A 14,355-nucleotide genomic window follows, 5' to 3' on the forward strand; every position below is an offset into this window, starting at 1 on the left:
GGAGGGGGAGGGGGAGAGCGGGGGCTCGGCCGGGGACTCCTCCACCGTGCCGCGCAGGAGCGTCGCGTCGTGTACCGGACGGTCGACGGCCGGGAGCCGCAGCGCCGTGCGGAGCTCGTCCCTCCCCTGATCGTCTTCGTCCAACTCGTCGTCCATGGCATGCAGTGCGGGGGCGAGTCCCTCCAACGAGGCGAGGTTCCCGGCGGTCGCCGAGGGCGGGACGAGAGCGGTGCCCATCTCGTCCGGGACCGCGCTGTCCCGGCTCATGCCCAACTGTGCACGGGTCACTTGTGCCTCGGCGGCCAGCCTCAGTTCGTACGCCTCGATGCGGGCACGTCGTGCCCGCTTCAGCTTGTGGTTCGCCTGACGCCGGTACTCCACCGACATCTCCAGTGCCTGCTGGAGCTCCGCGCGGACCTCGTCGCGCGCCCGATCGCGTTCGTGCTCCAACAGCGTGCAGCGCTGTTCCAGCGCGGACACCAGATCCTGCAACTGCTCGCACCGGCGCTCGGAGGCGGTCAGCCGGCGGATCGCCTCCATCTGGCGCAACCGCGCGTCATCGAGCCGGAGTACGGCCTGCGCGAAGGAGTCCAGGTGCCGTGGACGGGCGGCGGCGCGCGTGAGCTCGCTCCCCTCGCCCGGGGTCCGGGCCGCGGCACTCTGTCGGGCCGCGTCCAGAAGCCGGAGCCCGAGGTCGAGTTGGCGCTGTCGCATGGCCGGTTCGCGGAGGTAGCGGTTCACCACCTGGCCGAGGAGTTCTTTCGGTACGAGACGGCTGCCGTTGCGGAATTGGGTCCACATCGACTTGCTGTACGGGAAGTCCGCCTCCAGTTGCCGGACACCGACTCCGTTCGTGATCTTTCGCAGCCAGCGCGCCAGTTCATTCGCCTGTTCCGTCGTGCCCCGCAACTCGCCCAGAGGCCGTGCCATGCACCCCGCCCCCCGACTTGTCCGGCAGACAACCCGGCGTTGTCACCGATGCCCCGCCCGTCACCTGCACCGCGTCGCCGGGCCCGGCCGGACAATCTGACCACGGAGCAGCCTGGGTCTTCAGCCGATCGTCGAACCTGGAGCGCCCATGTCGAACTTCGCCCGGCCGCCGCGCCGTTCGTGGCCGTACGCCGTCACCGCCGTTCTCGTCCTCGCCTTGAACGAGGGGTGGGCGGCCCGGGACGTTCAGCGGCTCGCCACGATCCTGCTCGTACTCGTCGCTCTGATCTGCGTGCTCGGGGAAGGCGGTGACCAGTGACCGGCGGCCAGTGTCCCGGCCGCCGGTGCCTGGGTGATCGGTGTGGCCACGGAACGAGAACACCACACAACCATCGAACGTGTGTACAACCCTCCCTCGTGATCATGAGTCTGACCAGGCGTGGCGCAGGGTGCGCCCGGTCTCTCTGGGGGAGGACCCATCGTGTTCCACGACCGAGCCATCGCTCGTCGCCGCTTTACCGAAGCCGAAGCCGAAGCCGAAGCCGAAGCCAACGCCACAGCCGAAGTCGCCGTCGACGCCGCGGACGCTGCCCGCGCCGCCGTCACCCGCGTCCCGCGCCGCCGACTCGCCGCCGCCGTGACCGCCGTCCTCGCCGTGACCGCCGGTACCGCGCTGACGGCAGCCCCCGCAACCGCCGTACCGACGACCGCGGCACCGACGACCGCCGCCCCCGCCAAGGCGCGGGACGGCGTCATCTCCATCCCCCGGACCTCGCGCATCGTCGGCGCCGGGGAGAGCGGGTTCCTGTCCGCCGACATCCTGACGGGACAGCAGAAGACGGTCTTCCGCTGGACGAACACCGCGACCGGCGTGACCACGGATCTCCCGGACCGGTACAACGGCTACCACGTCGGCGGCTCCGACACCGTCGCGACCCGTGAGGACGCCACGAGCCGCTACGCCCTCCACGACATGTCCTCGCCCGGCAGCTCCCCGAAGTTCATCGAGCAGACGGACAGCCGTCTCCTGTGGAGGGGCATCGTCGGCAGGACGCTCGCCTTCTCCTCGTGGGACGAGGCGACCCAGAAGGGTCAGCTGCGTCTCATCGGCGAGGGCAACCAGGCGGGCTCGGACCGGCAGGTGACGGGTCTCCCGGCGGACTTCCGGTTCCAGACCATGGAGCCCGTCTCCACCACCCAGATGCTCGTCCGCTACTTCGTCGGCGGTCCCGGTACCAAGAGTTCCCACCTCGCGGTCGTGGACCTCGCGACCGCCTCCGTCGTCGAGCACCGCGAGCTGGGCAAGGCCCCGTCCGACGTGGACGCGGCCGCCTCCGGCAACCGCTTGGCCTGGGTGGTGGGCACCCCGGCGGGCGGCTACGAGCTGAAGTACGCCGACCGTGGCGGGAACGGCAGCACTCCGGCCGTGACCCTCGCCGACCTGGGCAACGCCGGCGACGCCCATGTCAGCCTCCTGGGCGACTGGGTGGCGTACGCCCCTCTGCCCTACGCGCTGAACTACACGTACCCGTCCGAGCGGTTCGCGTTCAACGCCGTCAACGTCGTCGACAAGACGACGGTGAAGCTGCTCGACCACGCGACGTCCGCCGTTTCCACCCCCGACGGCGCGCTCCTGGTGCGCGGCGGCACGCTCGCCCACGGCGAGGGGAGCTACCGGATCGCGCTCGGGGCGAACGGTGCGCCCAACGCCACGCTCATCGCGAGCACCGGCGAGTCCACCGCGCTCACGCTGGTCGGGAAGGACGTCCCCCAGGTCGCCGAACTCGACAAGAACGGCGGCGCGGCAACGCTGAGTTGGACGCTCTCCCGGTACAACGCCAAGGGGTCCGTGACGCTGCGCCATGTCCGTACGGGGCAGAGCAGGCAGTTCACGTTCGACTTCAACACGCCCCACGGCACCGGCGCCGTCACCTTCCGCTGGGACGGGCTCCTGCCCAACGCCCAGGGCTACGGCGCACTCGCTCCCGGCGGCGACTACACGTGGGAGCTCGACGCCGCCCCGCTCAACGGCATCGGCCCGAGCCTGAAGGAGTCCGGCACCTTCAAGGTCGTCCGCGCGACCAACATGCACGACTACACCGACAACGGCAGCCCCGACCTGCTGGCCCGGGACGCCTCGGGTGTGCTGTGGCGCGACGACACCGTCAAGACGCCGCTCTCGTCGGACACGTACTCCGCCGAACGGGTGCGGATGGGCGGCGGCTGGCAGGTCTTCAACCAGTTGGAGGCCGTCGGCGACATCGCCGGAGGCGCCGCCGCCGACCTGGTCGCCCGCGATGCCGACGGCGTCCTGTGGCTGTACGAGGGCAAGGGCGACGGCAACTTTGCCGCCCGTACGAAGATCGGCGGCGGCTGGGGCGGCTACAGCCGGCTCACCGGCGGCAGCGACCTCGACGGCGACGGCAGGTCCGACCTGCTCGCCACCGACACGGCGGGCACCCTGTGGTTCTACAAGAGCACGGGGAACGCGAGCGCGCCGTTCGCGGCACGCGTGAAGCTCGGCGGCGGCTGGGGCATCTACAACCAGCTCACGGCCGTGGGCAACATCACCGCGAGCGCCGCAGGAGACCTTCTCGCCCGCGACGCCTCCGGTGTCCTGTGGCTGTACGAGGGCAAGGGAGACGGCACCTTCGGACCTCGCGCGAAGCTCGGCGGCGGCTGGGGCGCCTTCACCCACCTCGTCGGCGTCGGTGACGCGGACCGCGACGGCCGCGGCGACCTCTACGCGGTCGGACCGGGAGGTTCGAAGCTCTACGCGGGCACCGGCGACGCGGCCACCCCGTTCAAGCCCCCCGTCACCTCGTCCGTGTACTCGGACTTGGACACGGCCGGCTTCAACACGGTCTTCTAGGAGCTGTCCCGCCGATCAGGCGGGGAGCCGGACGACGAGGGATCCCCTGCGGCCGCCCGCCGCGGGGGAGTCCTCCCACAAGCGGGCGGCCTGACGGCCGGCCTTCTCCGGGGACGTGCCCCGGCCCCCGCCCCCGGCCCCGTCCGCGCGCCGGCGTCTGCGACTCAGGGCGCGGTGGCTTCCCAGGCCGCCGTGATCATCCGGAAGACCTCGTCCACGGTCGCCCCGGGATCGTCCGCCTGGCAGGCCAGCGCGAAGGCGTCGATGGCGAACCGCGCGGTCGCCCGGCAGGCCGTCGCGCTCCGGGACAGGTGGGGATCGGCGGCCAGCGCCGCTGCCAGCGCCTGCGCGTGACGCAGGCTCATCGACTCCTCGTATTCCCGCAGGGCGGGTGACCCCTCGATCATGCGTCGGACGGGGGCACCGCCCTCCGCCGTGCAGTGCCGCACCAGAGCCTGGACCTCGCGGTGCAGGGCCGGCATGAGCGGCTCGTGCGGGGGCCGGTCGGTCACCGCTCGCGTGAGGCGCTGCTCGAAGTCCTGGTCGCGTTCGAAGACCAGCGCCTCCTTTGAGGCGAAGTGGGCGAAGACGGTGGTGACGGCCACGTCGGCCTCGGCCGCCACGTCACCTCCCGGGGCACGCTCCACATCCCGGTCGAGAAGGCGTACTCGCTGACCGAGGCGGCGGCGGCGCACACCGACAGCCGCACCGGCCACAGCCGGGGGCGCCGGGTCCTGGTCGTCTGAGCCCAGCGGTTCCCGAACAGGGCGACGGTGTCCGCGTCGGGGAACCGCGGGGCTTCTGCATCCGCGGGCGGCGCTCAGCCCAGGGCGAAGACGAGGTTGATCGAGTTGTAGTAGTTGGGCAGGTGCACCATCTCCGAGCCCGGACGCGGCGGGTCGGCCTTCGGCCAGTTCCTCGGGCCCAGCAGATGGTCGGGGTAATCGCTGCGCGGGACCCTCGGCACGAACCAGATGCGGTACGCGCCGGATCGCGCGTCCGGCTCGAACCGCCAGAGCTGGGTCATGCGGTCCGCCCCGGTGCGGCAGGGGCGAAGGGTGACCTCGGTGAGGTTCCCGCCGCCGCTGGTTCCGTCGAGGCAGGTGCCGGTGTCGGCGTTGCGGAGTTGGTGGGTGTTCCGCCAGGCGGGCAGCCGCTGCCATCCCTGGGAGGCCTTGCCGGAGCACTTCTCCAGTTGCACCGCGCCGCCGGAACGGCCGCCGCCAACGCCGACACACAGTCCCGAACCCACGTTGACCAGGGTGTTTCCGACGGGCTTCGGCGAGGGCGATGCCGAGGTCGGAGCGGTGGTGGCCGAGGCGGAAGCGGACGTCGAGGCGGAGGGGCGGGGTGTCGCGGAGGCGGAGGTGGCCGACGCCGACGCGGCCGTACCGATGGCCACGACGGGTGTCACCGCCGGGAGCGGCTCTCCCGGGGCCGCGGCCGTTCTGGCGGGTACGGCGGCCCGGCCGGACCTGTTGTCCTCGGCCTCGGCCGGCAGCAGGGCGACCACGGTCGCCGTGGTTCCCACCACGGCCACCGCCGCGGCCCACTTCACGGTACCGACCTTGGCCCCGGCGAGCTGGGTTCCGTTCAGCGTTCCCGCACCCGCCGCGAGATGGGCACCGTTCTCGCCCAAGGTCGCCAGGAAGGCGGCGGGCTTCCACAACAGGATCGCGCCCAGCAACAGCACCCCCAACCGGCCGTTGACGTCGCGCAGGTCGCGCTCGGCCCGCGCACAGTCGGCGCACCCCTGAAGGTGGCGGCCCAGGTCCCGGGTACGGCGCTTGCCCGGCCGACGGAGCGTGGCGGCGATCTGTCCGCCGTAGTGCCGGCACTCGTCGCTCGCACTCTGGTCCAGGTGTGCGCGCAGGTACGCCTCCCGCAAGCCCTCCCGCGCACGCGCGACCAGCGAGCCGACGCCTCCCGCCGATATCCCGAGCCGGCCGGCGGTCTCGGCCGCCGGCTCGTGCTCGACGACGGCGTGCCACAGCACGGCCTGCCAGCGCTCCGGCAGCGACCGGTACGCCCGCAGGACCAGCGATCCCTCTTCCGCCGAGAAGACGGTGTCCTCGGCGTCCTGGCCGTCCGAGAGTTGCGCGGCCCATTCCTCGAAGTCGTCGGACAGCCGCGTACGGGCGCTCTCCCGCGCCCATGCGGCCGCCAGGCGCCGCACGCAGGTCAGCAGGTACGGCCGCCAGGCGTGCTCGGGCCCGGCACCCCAGGCGACGGCCCGGTAGGTACGGGCGAAGGCCTCGGCGGCGAGGTCCTGGGCGGTGGACAGGTCCCGACAGCACGTGCGCGCGTAGGCGAGGACCGAGGAATGGTGACGCGTGAACACCTCGGCCATCACGTCTTCGACCCCGGCGTCGGACTCCGAGTCGTGCCCGCGCAGCAGGGCGCAGAGCTCCCCGTCGGTGAGGCTTCGCAGATGCTGCGGACGACCAGTACCCGGTGTGCTCAACACGTGCTCCCGTTCGGCTTGCTGATGACCCGCAAGGCGGCTTCCGGGTACATCCGTCATGAGGAGGGTGCGGCACTGCGCCCGTACCGGAATTCGCGCAAGTGTGCACGCTCGCAGGGCCGCAAGCAAACGAGTGCGCGACAGCTCCCCGCGGGCGCGGTGGTGGTCCACGTGGACGGACCGCTGGAGGGAGCCGGTCGGGCGGGGCCGGTCCCCGCGCGCGCGATCCGGCGGCTTTCAGCAACCCCCCTGCTCAGTACGGCTGTTGATGGCATCAGGCGGTGTCCGCGGACGCGACGTGAACGGTCCCGATCACCAGGTCCGCCCGTCGTGCGCGGCGGGGAGGCTCCGTGGCACGGGCCACCGTGTTCGCAGGCTTCTCCCTCTCCGCCTCGGAGCCGATCCGGAGGATCATGCGAACCGGAATGTCCGACTTGCCGCAGGGGCGCCGCCGACCCGGAGCAACAGCACCGTCGTCCAGACGTACGGCCCCACGGACCGGACCTGGCCCCGGACGACGCATCCGTCGGGGAGGAGCCCCGGGACGGGGCTGAGGCGCAGCCCGTTGCCGGTGCCGATTCCGCTCCCGGGATCGCTCGCGTCGCGCCTCGCGCGGCCGGGGTACGGGACGACCTCCAGGTCGTGGAAGACCGGCTCACGGGGGAGGTCGAGGGCGCCGGCCGCCTTGTAGAAGGCTTCCTTCGCCGAGAACATCACCGTGAGGAGTCGTTCGCCCGCGTGGTCGTCGGTCAGCAGGGCGCGCTCCGGCGGTGTGCAGACCAGCGCGGCGGTCTCCGGTGAGAGCCGGCCGACGCGTTCGACGTCCACGCCCACGGCCGACACGTCCGGCCGGGTGGTGGCCAGGCAGGTGGCGGCCGCGCCTCGACAGTGGCTGATGGACCCCCGTACCCCGACCGGGAAGCGGGGGCGTCGGGCCTCGCGCAGGACCGGCCCGGACCGGCCGAGCAGTCGCAGGGCGTCGGCTGCCGCGGCGCGCCCGGCGGCGAACTCGCGGCGCCGGGCCGGTGAGCTTCCCCGCACCAGCTCCCGCTCCGCCGGATGCATGTCGTACCCGGACCCGGACCCGTCCGTGTGCGCCTCCGTGGCCCCGCCGGCGCCTGCCCGCCGCAGGACGGCGATCACGTCCCGCGCGGGGCGCACGGCCAAGACCCGTATCCCCGTCGTTCCGGAGGAGGAGTCGGCCCTTCCGCCGAGGAGGTGGACGTCGCCCATCTCTCGTTCCCCTCCGCTTTTATCGGGCTTTCATGGCGGCGCCCCACCATCGGGAGACCGGACAGACGATTTCGGGCGGCGGCGGAGCGAGGAGGAAGTCCATGTCCACAGGGTGCGCGGGTGCCCCGTCACGCGGGCACGCTCCACGACGGCCCGTCGGCGGGTTCGAGACCCAGCTCGTCCCGGAGCATGGTCCTCAGGGCCTGGAAGGCGCTGAGCGCCTCACCACGTCGCCCCGACTCCCGCAGGGACTCGATCAAGGAGTGGTGGAACCACTCGTTGAAGGGGTGCGAGGCGACCAGGTCACGAAGCTCGGGCACGAGGTGGGTGTGGCGGCCGCGCCGCATCTCCGCCTCGACGCGCACCTGATGGGCCCGGATGCGCAGCTCCTCCAGGTACTGGACGTGACCGCTGAGCACCCGCCCCGGGTCCACCGTGGACAGCGCCCGGCCCCGCCACAGTGCCAGTCCCTCACGGCAGGCGGCGACGGCTTCGTCCGGCCGGTCCCGGGCGAGCAGCCGCTCGCTGTCCCGGAAGAGCCGCGTGAACCGCGTGGCGTCCAACTGCTCGGGGTCGATGTCCAGGAGATAGCCGGACCGGCGGGTGTGCAACAGCTGTTGGGCGGGGAACTCCAACACCTCGTCGAGCTGGCGGCGCAGGTGGTAGACGTGCGTGCGCAGGGTGCTGAGCGCCCACCGCGGGGGCCGCTCGTCCCACAGCTCGTCGACGAACGCATCGACATCCACCACCTGTCCGGCCCTCAGCAGAAGCAGGGCCATCACCTTGTTCACCATAGGGCCGCGCAGGGTGTGGGTAGTGGTGCCCGTGGAGACGCCGAGGGCTCCGAGCACCGAGAAACAGATCTGGCCGGCCACTGCTGCCAGCACCTCCGTCAGTACGCCGGCGACACCGTGCGCATCGCCGTTCACCGGCTGGAATACAAGCACGCACGCGGGCCGTGTCCGGCGGCTCTGCCCCGCAAGAAGCGCACGGCTGCGCCTAAAGAGACATCCGCACAGAAGGTGGAATCATGACCGAATCGTCGCTGGTGCTCATCGTCGGAGCGGGCCCGGTGGGGCTCGTCACGGGGATCGAACTCCTCAGGCGCGGTGTGCCGGTGCGCGTCATCGACCGCTCCGAACGTCCCAATCCCCACTCCAAGGCGATCGCCCTGTGGCCGCGGGGCATCGAGGCCCTGGCGCGGTTCGGTGCCGCGGACGAACTGCACCGGCGCGGCGTGGTGTTGCGCGCCCAGAACTACCACTCACAGGGGGAGCGCGTCGCCCGCCTGGCGTTCGGCGGAATGCGCCGCACACGCTACCCGTACGCCCTGTCGATTCCCCAGCAGGAGACGGAGGCGGTCCTGCGGGACACCTTCCGCGGGCTGGGCGGCACGATCGAGTTCGGGACGTCCCTGACCTCCTTCACCCAGGACGACGCCGGGGTGAGCGCCGAGCTGGAGACGGCGCGCGGCCGGGCGACGGCACGCTTCGGCTGGGTCGTCGGCTGCGACGGCGCGCACAGCAGGGTCCGCGAGGTGCTGGGAGTGCCCTTCCGGGGCAGTTCGTACCCGCAGCGGTTCCTGCTCGCCGACGGGCCGGCGCGTACCTCGCTGGCCCATGACGAGGTCCACTACTTCATGTCGGCCGCCGGAGTGCTGGTGGTCGTGGGACTGCCGGGCGGCATGTACCGGACGTTCGTGAGCGCCGCCCCCGACCTGGCGGTGGACGACCCCCGGGACGCCGTGCAACGCGCGGCCTCGGAGCGCTGCCCGGTACCGATCGAGCTGATCGGCGAGCAGCGCACCGGTGTGTTCCGAGTGCATGCCAAGGTGGTCGACCGGCTGCGGGTCGGTCGGGTGCTGCTGGCCGGTGACGCCGCGCACATCCACAGCCCGGCGGGCGGTCAGGGGCTGAACACCGGCATCGAGGACGCGGCCTCGCTGGCCTGGCGGCTCGCCGGCGTGTGCGAGGGCCGGTGGGGTGACGAGGCGCTGGACCGGTGGGAAGAGGAGCGGCTCAGGGTCGCTCGCGCCGTGGTCTCCGACACCGATCTCCAGACGCGGATGTGGATGATGAGCGGCTGGCGGGCGCGGGCCCGGGACGCGGCGCTGGGGATCGCGGGACGCAGCGGCGTGCTGAACCGCATCGTCGTGCCGCGCCAGGCGCAGCTGTCGTTCGCCCATCCGGGGCCGCGGCAGCAGGCCGGCCACCTGCGGACCGGGATGCGTCTGCCGGACGTACCACTCGACGCGGAACGCGGGCGCTGGCTGCGGGAGGAGCTGGCCGCCCCCACCCCGCTGCTGCTGCTGTTCCCCGGAACGGGAAGGCGCCGCAGGGACGTCGAGGGCGTGGCCGACATCTTCCGGAAGACACACGAGGGCATCCGGGTCACCGTGATTTCCGATGCGAACAATCTCGGCCATTCCTTGCTGGGACTGAACCGTCCGTGTGCCGTTCTCGTCCGGCCCGACGGAACGATCGACGCGCTGAGCGACCCGTTCCGTGACGAACTCCACTCGACGGCAAGGGATTTGATCGGGCAATCCGTCCCGGCGCGGTAGTTAGGATGACACGGTGCTTCTTTCAGAATTCTCGCAATTGCCGCTCCCCGCTGTTCTGTTCGCCGACGGAGTATTCGCCCATCCCGAGGGAAAGACCATCCAGGGGGTGATCCGGCACAGTACGGTGCTGCGCCCCGTGGCGGTCGTCGACCGCTCCCACCCCCACCCGACCTCGGCATTCGTCCTGCCCGGGACCGACATCCCGGTCGTCGGTTCCGTCGCCGAGGCCATGAAGTACGGTCCCGAGGCGTTCGTGGTGGCACTGACCGAGTCCGATTTCGGTGAGTCGCTGGACGGTAAGTTCCTGCATAACCCGAGGGATCCCGGCGACCTTCCGGATCTGTGGTGGGAGGAGATACGAACCGCCGTTCGCGGCGGCCTTCACGTGATTTCCTGCCTGCATCTACGACTGCTCGACACGGAACTTGCCGGGATGCTGTCGGAGGGGCAACGCATTGTCGACGTGAGACGTCCGCACGATGTGCTGCCCAAGTATTCCGGACGGGTCCCCAGGAAACGTGCCAAGCTGATTCACGTCGCCGGCAGTGACTGTGTCGTCGGAAAGCGCACCACCGCTCTGCAGATACACCGACAGGCCCTTTCCCGCGGGATCGACGCCGGGTACGTGGGCACCGGCCAGACCTGTCTGCTCGCCGGATGCACGGAGGGAGCGATCATCGACCGCACACCGGTGTTCCAGGCGGCCGGTCTCGTCGAGCATCTGGTCCAACAGGCCGACGCCCGCCACGACCTGCTGATCATCAAGGGGCAGGCGTCCGTCATGCACCCGGCGTTCGGCGGCCTGGCCAGTGCGATCCTTCAGGGTTCGCAGCCCGACGCCGTCGTCTTCGCGCACGACGCCGAGCGCGTCTCCCGCTACCACTGGGACCATCTGCCCCTCGCCGACCTGGAGACGGAGATCCGCATGGTCGAAGCGCTCGGTGGCGCCCCCGTCGCCGCCATCGCCACCCGCGGTCGGGACAACGTGCGCCGCCTGCGCCACCTGGGACTCCCCGTCGCCGACGTCCTGGACGGCGACGGCGCGGCGGTCCTGCTGGACGCGGCCCGGGCCGTGTGGTCCGAGGCGGACGACGCCGAACGGGCAGGGGTCGCACGGGCAGGGGTCGCACGGGCAGGGGTCGCACGGTGAACGTGGAGGTGCCGCTGCGCGCGGTGGCCGCCTTCGCCGAGTGCCCGACCTGGGACCCGGTCGACCGCACACTGCTGTGGGTCGACATGAACCGCAGCGAGGTGCACCGGCTGTGCCCCCGCGACGGCACCGACACGGTCCTGCGCTTCGAACAGCCCGTCGCCGCCGCCAAACCCCGGGTCGGCGGCGGTCTGGCGCTCAGCATGCGCGACGGTGTGGCGCTGTACGACCCGGACGGATCGCTGCGCCCGCTGGCCGACTGGTCGGCCGACGGGGTACGGGGCAACGACGCGGGCGTCGACGGGCTCGGCCGTCTGTGGGTCGGCACCATGGCCGGCCCGTCCGCCCCGGGCTGGCTGGGACGCGTCGACACCCGGGGCGTGACGCACCGCGCGGTCTCGGACACCCGACTGAGCAACGGCATCGCCTGGAGCCCGGACGGCCGGCGGATGTACTTCGTCGACACCCCCACACGCCGTATCGACGTACTCGACTACGACCTGTCCACCGGAGAGGCCTCCGGCCGGCGCCCCTTCGTCGAACCGACCGACACGGCCGGCGTGCCCGACGGCCTGTGCGTCGACGCCGACGGCGGCGTGTGGGTGGCCCTCTTCCGCGGCGGCGCGGTCCGCCGGTACACGCCCCGGGGCACCCTCGACCGGGAGATCCCCTTCCCCGTCGCACTGACCACGTCGTGTGGCTTCGGCGGGGACGACCTGAGCGACCTCTACGTCACCACGGCGCGGCGTGCGCCCGAACACGACGAACCGCTGGCGGGCAGCGTCTTCGTCGTGCCCGGTGCGGGCCAGGGCCTCACGCCCACGGCGTTCGCCGGCTGAGGAGGCTCACGGGACGGTCGCGCGGTCGGGCTCGGGCCGCGCGGCGGGGGCTGAGGCGAAGGCCCGGGACACCTGGACCAGCCACCGCACATCGGCGGAGAAGTCCAGGTCGCCCGCGTTCATCACCGACACCGGCGAGGCGTCGTCCACCCGGTCCGCCACCCCGTCCCTCGGGTCCTGTCCGGGGCGCGCCGCGAGGGCGGCCGCTATCCGCGCCGCCTCCCACCGCGCCCGCTCCTCGACGCTCCCCTCCGGCCCCGGGGCGGGGAGCCCGGGGGAGACCTGCCCGCCCAGGGCGAGACAGCCGTCCCTGATCTCGATCACCCGTCGGTGCAGGCGGAACCGCAGGTCCCACAGGGCGAAGAGGTCGCTGCGGGGAGCGGGTTGCAGGGACATCTCGGGGTGGGCCCGGTACAGGGCGTACCAGAGCGGGCGCAGCCGCCGGAAGCGGCGGTAGTCGGCCCACCACGCCTGGACCGCCTGCACCCGCGAGCCCCACAACGGCGCCGTCCAGCCGATGGTGTTCAGGGTCAACCCCACCGTCAGACAGGTCCGTGTGACGGTCGCCCAGGCGGACGGATCCCAACCCCGGTGCACGAGGAACACGTCCGCGAACCGCCCCAGGGAGTAGACGAGGTCGAGGCACGCGCCGACCGCCGCGGTCCGCAGCCCGCGCCGCACCCAGACGTCCTCGGTCAGCCGGGCGTAGAACCAGCAGGCCTTCGCCACCACGGCCTTCCCGAGGGCGAAGGCCGTCAGGTAGACGACCTGGTAGGCCACGAAGTACGGCTGTTCCCGCGGGTGCGTGAACGTGTTCCGGGGGTGTCCGTGCAGGACGGCGAGCTCGAAGAGGACGGCCATCGCCACCGGCACACAGGCCAGCAGGGCCAGCCGGCGGCGCGCGCGGACGCGGGCCACCTCCGGCGCGTGCAACCAGTGGATGAGCAGCACCTGCTGACAGGCGATCGCCGCGATGATCCACATCTGGACGGAGACGTTGTACCAGGTGACCGTGCCGAACAGCCTCCCGGTCAGGTGGGTGGGCGTGGACATGGCGAGGTACATGCCCTGGCATCCGAAGGAAGCGCACAGGGCGACGAGCGCCGGCCGCGGTCCGCGCCGGAGGACCGGCCGGAGGGTGAGGGCGAACGCCAGCCAGCAGACCAGCGCGCCCAGCGGGTAGCGGACACTGTTCACGGCCGGTCCCGGCGGCGCCAGTCGAGCGAGCCCTGGATGCGGCCGAGCACCCCGTCCGTCTCGGTGGCGGCCGTGCCGGGCTGCGAGCGCAGGCCCTCACCGAGGAGGAACGCCATCACCTCCGCCTCCCGCTCCTGGGAGTCGGAGTAGTTGTCCCGGCACAACAGGTCCTGTACCAGCGACGGATCGAGGTCGGGGAAGAGCGTGGCCACGGCCTGTGAATCGGCGCTCCCACTGCGGTGGTCGCACAGCATGTGCGCCAACTCGTGGGCGATGATGTGCTCTTGGTGGTGCCGGCTGGTGTGCTGCTCGTAGACGACGTAGTCCGCGTCCGAGAAGGCCAGCCACAGCCCGCACGGACCGGACGCGTCCAGGGGCATGGGCAGCAGATGGATGGGCCGGCCCCGGGAGTCGCTGAGGTGATCGCACAGGGTCATGAGGTCGTAGGACTCGGGCAGCCCGAAGGAGGCCAGCCGCTGCCGGCTCTCCCGGCGCATCGCCTGGAGGTCGGATCGGCGCCGATGTCGCTGGAGGAATCGCATCGGAGGTCTACTCCCCGCCGCCCGTCGTGCCGCCGGTGTCTCTGCCCTCCGGGTCGTCGGTCGTCCCGTTGCCGCGTCCCGACTGCCCGCGGGACGAGGCCGCCGAGTGCAACAGACTGACCTCGTGGATGATGCGCGCCAGATGCTTGCGGCCGGAGTCGTCCATGCTCATCGCCCGCAGGGCGATGTCGCGGACCTCGGCGTTGCCCATCGCCGAGGCGATGGCGAGCTGCGCGTCGACCCGCTCGGCGGTGTCGTCGTCGAAGAAGTACGCGGCGGGCACACGGAAGAAGGCCGCCAGCGCCTCCAAGTGCCGCTTGGTGGGGTTGTCGCGCTGTCCGGTGCGCAGTTGCCAGACGTACGTCTTGGAGAACGTGCCGCCGCTCAGTTGGCTGCAGCCGCGGGCGACCTCGTCGTAGGTGTACTCCCGGCCGTTGGTGCGGATGGTCCTGAAGAGCTTGTCGACCTTGTCGGCCAAGGGGGGCATCAACACTCCTTCTGTCCGCCAGCGTGAACCAGCAGGGCGATGGCGACCAATCCTAGTTGACAGCCCCTCACCTCGCAC

Annotated in this window: 14 protein-coding genes; 6 read left to right on the top strand and 8 right to left on the bottom strand. The window is 71.8% G+C overall.

Annotated elements, in window-relative coordinates; translation table 11 throughout:
- Positions 1–930, bottom strand: a 930-nt coding sequence (locus OTB19_RS26875; RefSeq protein ID WP_267801076.1) for a hypothetical protein, incomplete at its 3' end; no start/stop codon positions are given.
- Between the two features lie 148 nt (positions 931–1,078).
- On the opposite strand from OTB19_RS26875, the gene OTB19_RS26880 reads away from it, so the two are divergent.
- Together OTB19_RS26880 and OTB19_RS26885 are read left to right on the top strand one after the other, a co-directional pair.
- Entirely contained in the window at positions 1,079–1,249 is a 171-nt protein-coding gene (locus tag OTB19_RS26880) for a hypothetical protein (RefSeq protein ID WP_267801077.1), read from the top strand.
- A gap of 162 nt (positions 1,250–1,411) precedes the next feature.
- On the top strand, positions 1,412–3,802 hold the full coding sequence (locus tag OTB19_RS26885; RefSeq protein ID WP_267801078.1) for a VCBS repeat-containing protein: 2,391 nt from the start codon (positions 1,412–1,414) through the stop codon (positions 3,800–3,802).
- Positions 3,803–3,966: 164 nt separating this feature from the next.
- On the opposite strand, the gene OTB19_RS26890 is transcribed toward OTB19_RS26885, so the two are convergent.
- A complete protein-coding gene (locus OTB19_RS26890) occupies positions 3,967–4,497 on the bottom strand; it encodes a TetR/AcrR family transcriptional regulator (protein WP_324290546.1) in 531 nt (176 codons plus the stop codon).
- Here OTB19_RS26890 and OTB19_RS43420 point away from each other — a divergent pair.
- Positions 4,474–4,548 (top strand): hypothetical protein, encoded by a 75-nt coding sequence (locus tag OTB19_RS43420; protein WP_324290547.1) that lies wholly within the window; start codon positions 4,474–4,476, stop codon positions 4,546–4,548. The genes OTB19_RS26890 and OTB19_RS43420 overlap by 24 nt on opposite strands.
- A gap of 74 nt (positions 4,549–4,622) precedes the next feature.
- On the opposite strand, the gene OTB19_RS26895 is transcribed toward OTB19_RS43420, so the two are convergent.
- The 3 genes from OTB19_RS26895 to OTB19_RS26905 form a co-directional block, all read right to left on the bottom strand.
- On the bottom strand, positions 4,623–6,266 hold the full coding sequence (locus OTB19_RS26895; protein ID WP_267801080.1) for a sigma-70 family RNA polymerase sigma factor: 1,644 nt from the start codon (positions 6,264–6,266) through the stop codon (positions 4,623–4,625).
- 411 nt (positions 6,267–6,677) lie between these two features.
- Positions 6,678–7,499 (bottom strand): 4'-phosphopantetheinyl transferase superfamily protein, encoded by an 822-nt coding sequence (locus OTB19_RS26900; RefSeq protein ID WP_267801081.1) that lies wholly within the window; start codon positions 7,497–7,499, stop codon positions 6,678–6,680.
- Between the two features lie 128 nt (positions 7,500–7,627).
- Positions 7,628–8,428 (bottom strand): AfsR/SARP family transcriptional regulator, encoded by an 801-nt coding sequence (locus tag OTB19_RS26905; protein WP_267801082.1) that lies wholly within the window; start codon positions 8,426–8,428, stop codon positions 7,628–7,630.
- A gap of 101 nt (positions 8,429–8,529) precedes the next feature.
- Here OTB19_RS26905 and OTB19_RS26910 point away from each other — a divergent pair, with 101 nt between their 5' ends.
- The 3 genes from OTB19_RS26910 to OTB19_RS26920 are packed head-to-tail and all read left to right on the top strand — an operon-like array spanning position 8,530 to position 12,051.
- Positions 8,530–10,062 (top strand): FAD-dependent oxidoreductase, encoded by a 1,533-nt coding sequence (locus tag OTB19_RS26910; RefSeq protein WP_267801083.1) that lies wholly within the window; start codon positions 8,530–8,532, stop codon positions 10,060–10,062.
- Positions 10,063–10,075: 13 nt separating this feature from the next.
- Positions 10,076–11,212: a DUF1611 domain-containing protein gene (locus tag OTB19_RS26915; protein ID WP_267801084.1), complete on the top strand. Its 1,137-nt coding sequence runs from the start codon at positions 10,076–10,078 to the stop codon at positions 11,210–11,212.
- Positions 11,209–12,051 carry an SMP-30/gluconolactonase/LRE family protein gene (locus OTB19_RS26920; protein WP_267801085.1) on the top strand — a complete coding sequence of 281 codons (843 nt, stop codon included), beginning with the start codon at positions 11,209–11,211 and terminating at the stop codon, positions 12,049–12,051. Before OTB19_RS26915 ends, OTB19_RS26920 begins: the two co-directional genes overlap by 4 nt.
- A gap of 6 nt (positions 12,052–12,057) precedes the next feature.
- On the opposite strand, the gene OTB19_RS26925 is transcribed toward OTB19_RS26920, so the two are convergent.
- The 3 genes from OTB19_RS26925 to OTB19_RS26935 are packed head-to-tail and all read right to left on the bottom strand — an operon-like array spanning position 12,058 to position 14,277.
- Positions 12,058–13,248, bottom strand: a complete 1,191-nt coding sequence (locus tag OTB19_RS26925) for an MAB_1171c family putative transporter (RefSeq protein ID WP_267801086.1) — start codon at positions 13,246–13,248, stop codon at positions 12,058–12,060.
- A complete protein-coding gene (locus OTB19_RS26930) occupies positions 13,245–13,790 on the bottom strand; it encodes a toxin (RefSeq protein ID WP_267801087.1) in 546 nt (181 codons plus the stop codon). Before OTB19_RS26930 ends, OTB19_RS26925 begins: the two co-directional genes overlap by 4 nt.
- Positions 13,791–13,797: 7 nt before the next feature.
- On the bottom strand, positions 13,798–14,277 hold the full coding sequence (locus OTB19_RS26935; protein WP_267801088.1) for an XRE family transcriptional regulator: 480 nt from the start codon (positions 14,275–14,277) through the stop codon (positions 13,798–13,800).
- Positions 14,278–14,355: the final 78 nt, after the last annotated feature.

Source organism: Streptomyces sp. H27-H5 (assembly GCF_026627505.1).
Taxonomy (GTDB): Bacteria; Actinomycetota; Actinomycetes; order Streptomycetales; family Streptomycetaceae; genus Streptomyces.

Coding starts and splice junctions, on each gene's coding strand:
- OTB19_RS26880 (WP_267801077.1), top strand. CDS start 1,079: ATGTCGAACTTCGCCCGGCCGCCGCGCCGTTCGTGGCCGTACGCCGTC.
- OTB19_RS26900 (WP_267801081.1), bottom strand. CDS start 7,499: ATGGGCGACGTCCACCTCCTCGGCGGAAGGGCCGACTCCTCCTCCGGA.
- OTB19_RS26910 (WP_267801083.1), top strand. CDS start 8,530: ATGACCGAATCGTCGCTGGTGCTCATCGTCGGAGCGGGCCCGGTGGGG.
- OTB19_RS26930 (WP_267801087.1), bottom strand. CDS start 13,790: ATGCGATTCCTCCAGCGACATCGGCGCCGATCCGACCTCCAGGCGATG.
- OTB19_RS26935 (WP_267801088.1), bottom strand. CDS start 14,277: ATGCCCCCCTTGGCCGACAAGGTCGACAAGCTCTTCAGGACCATCCGC.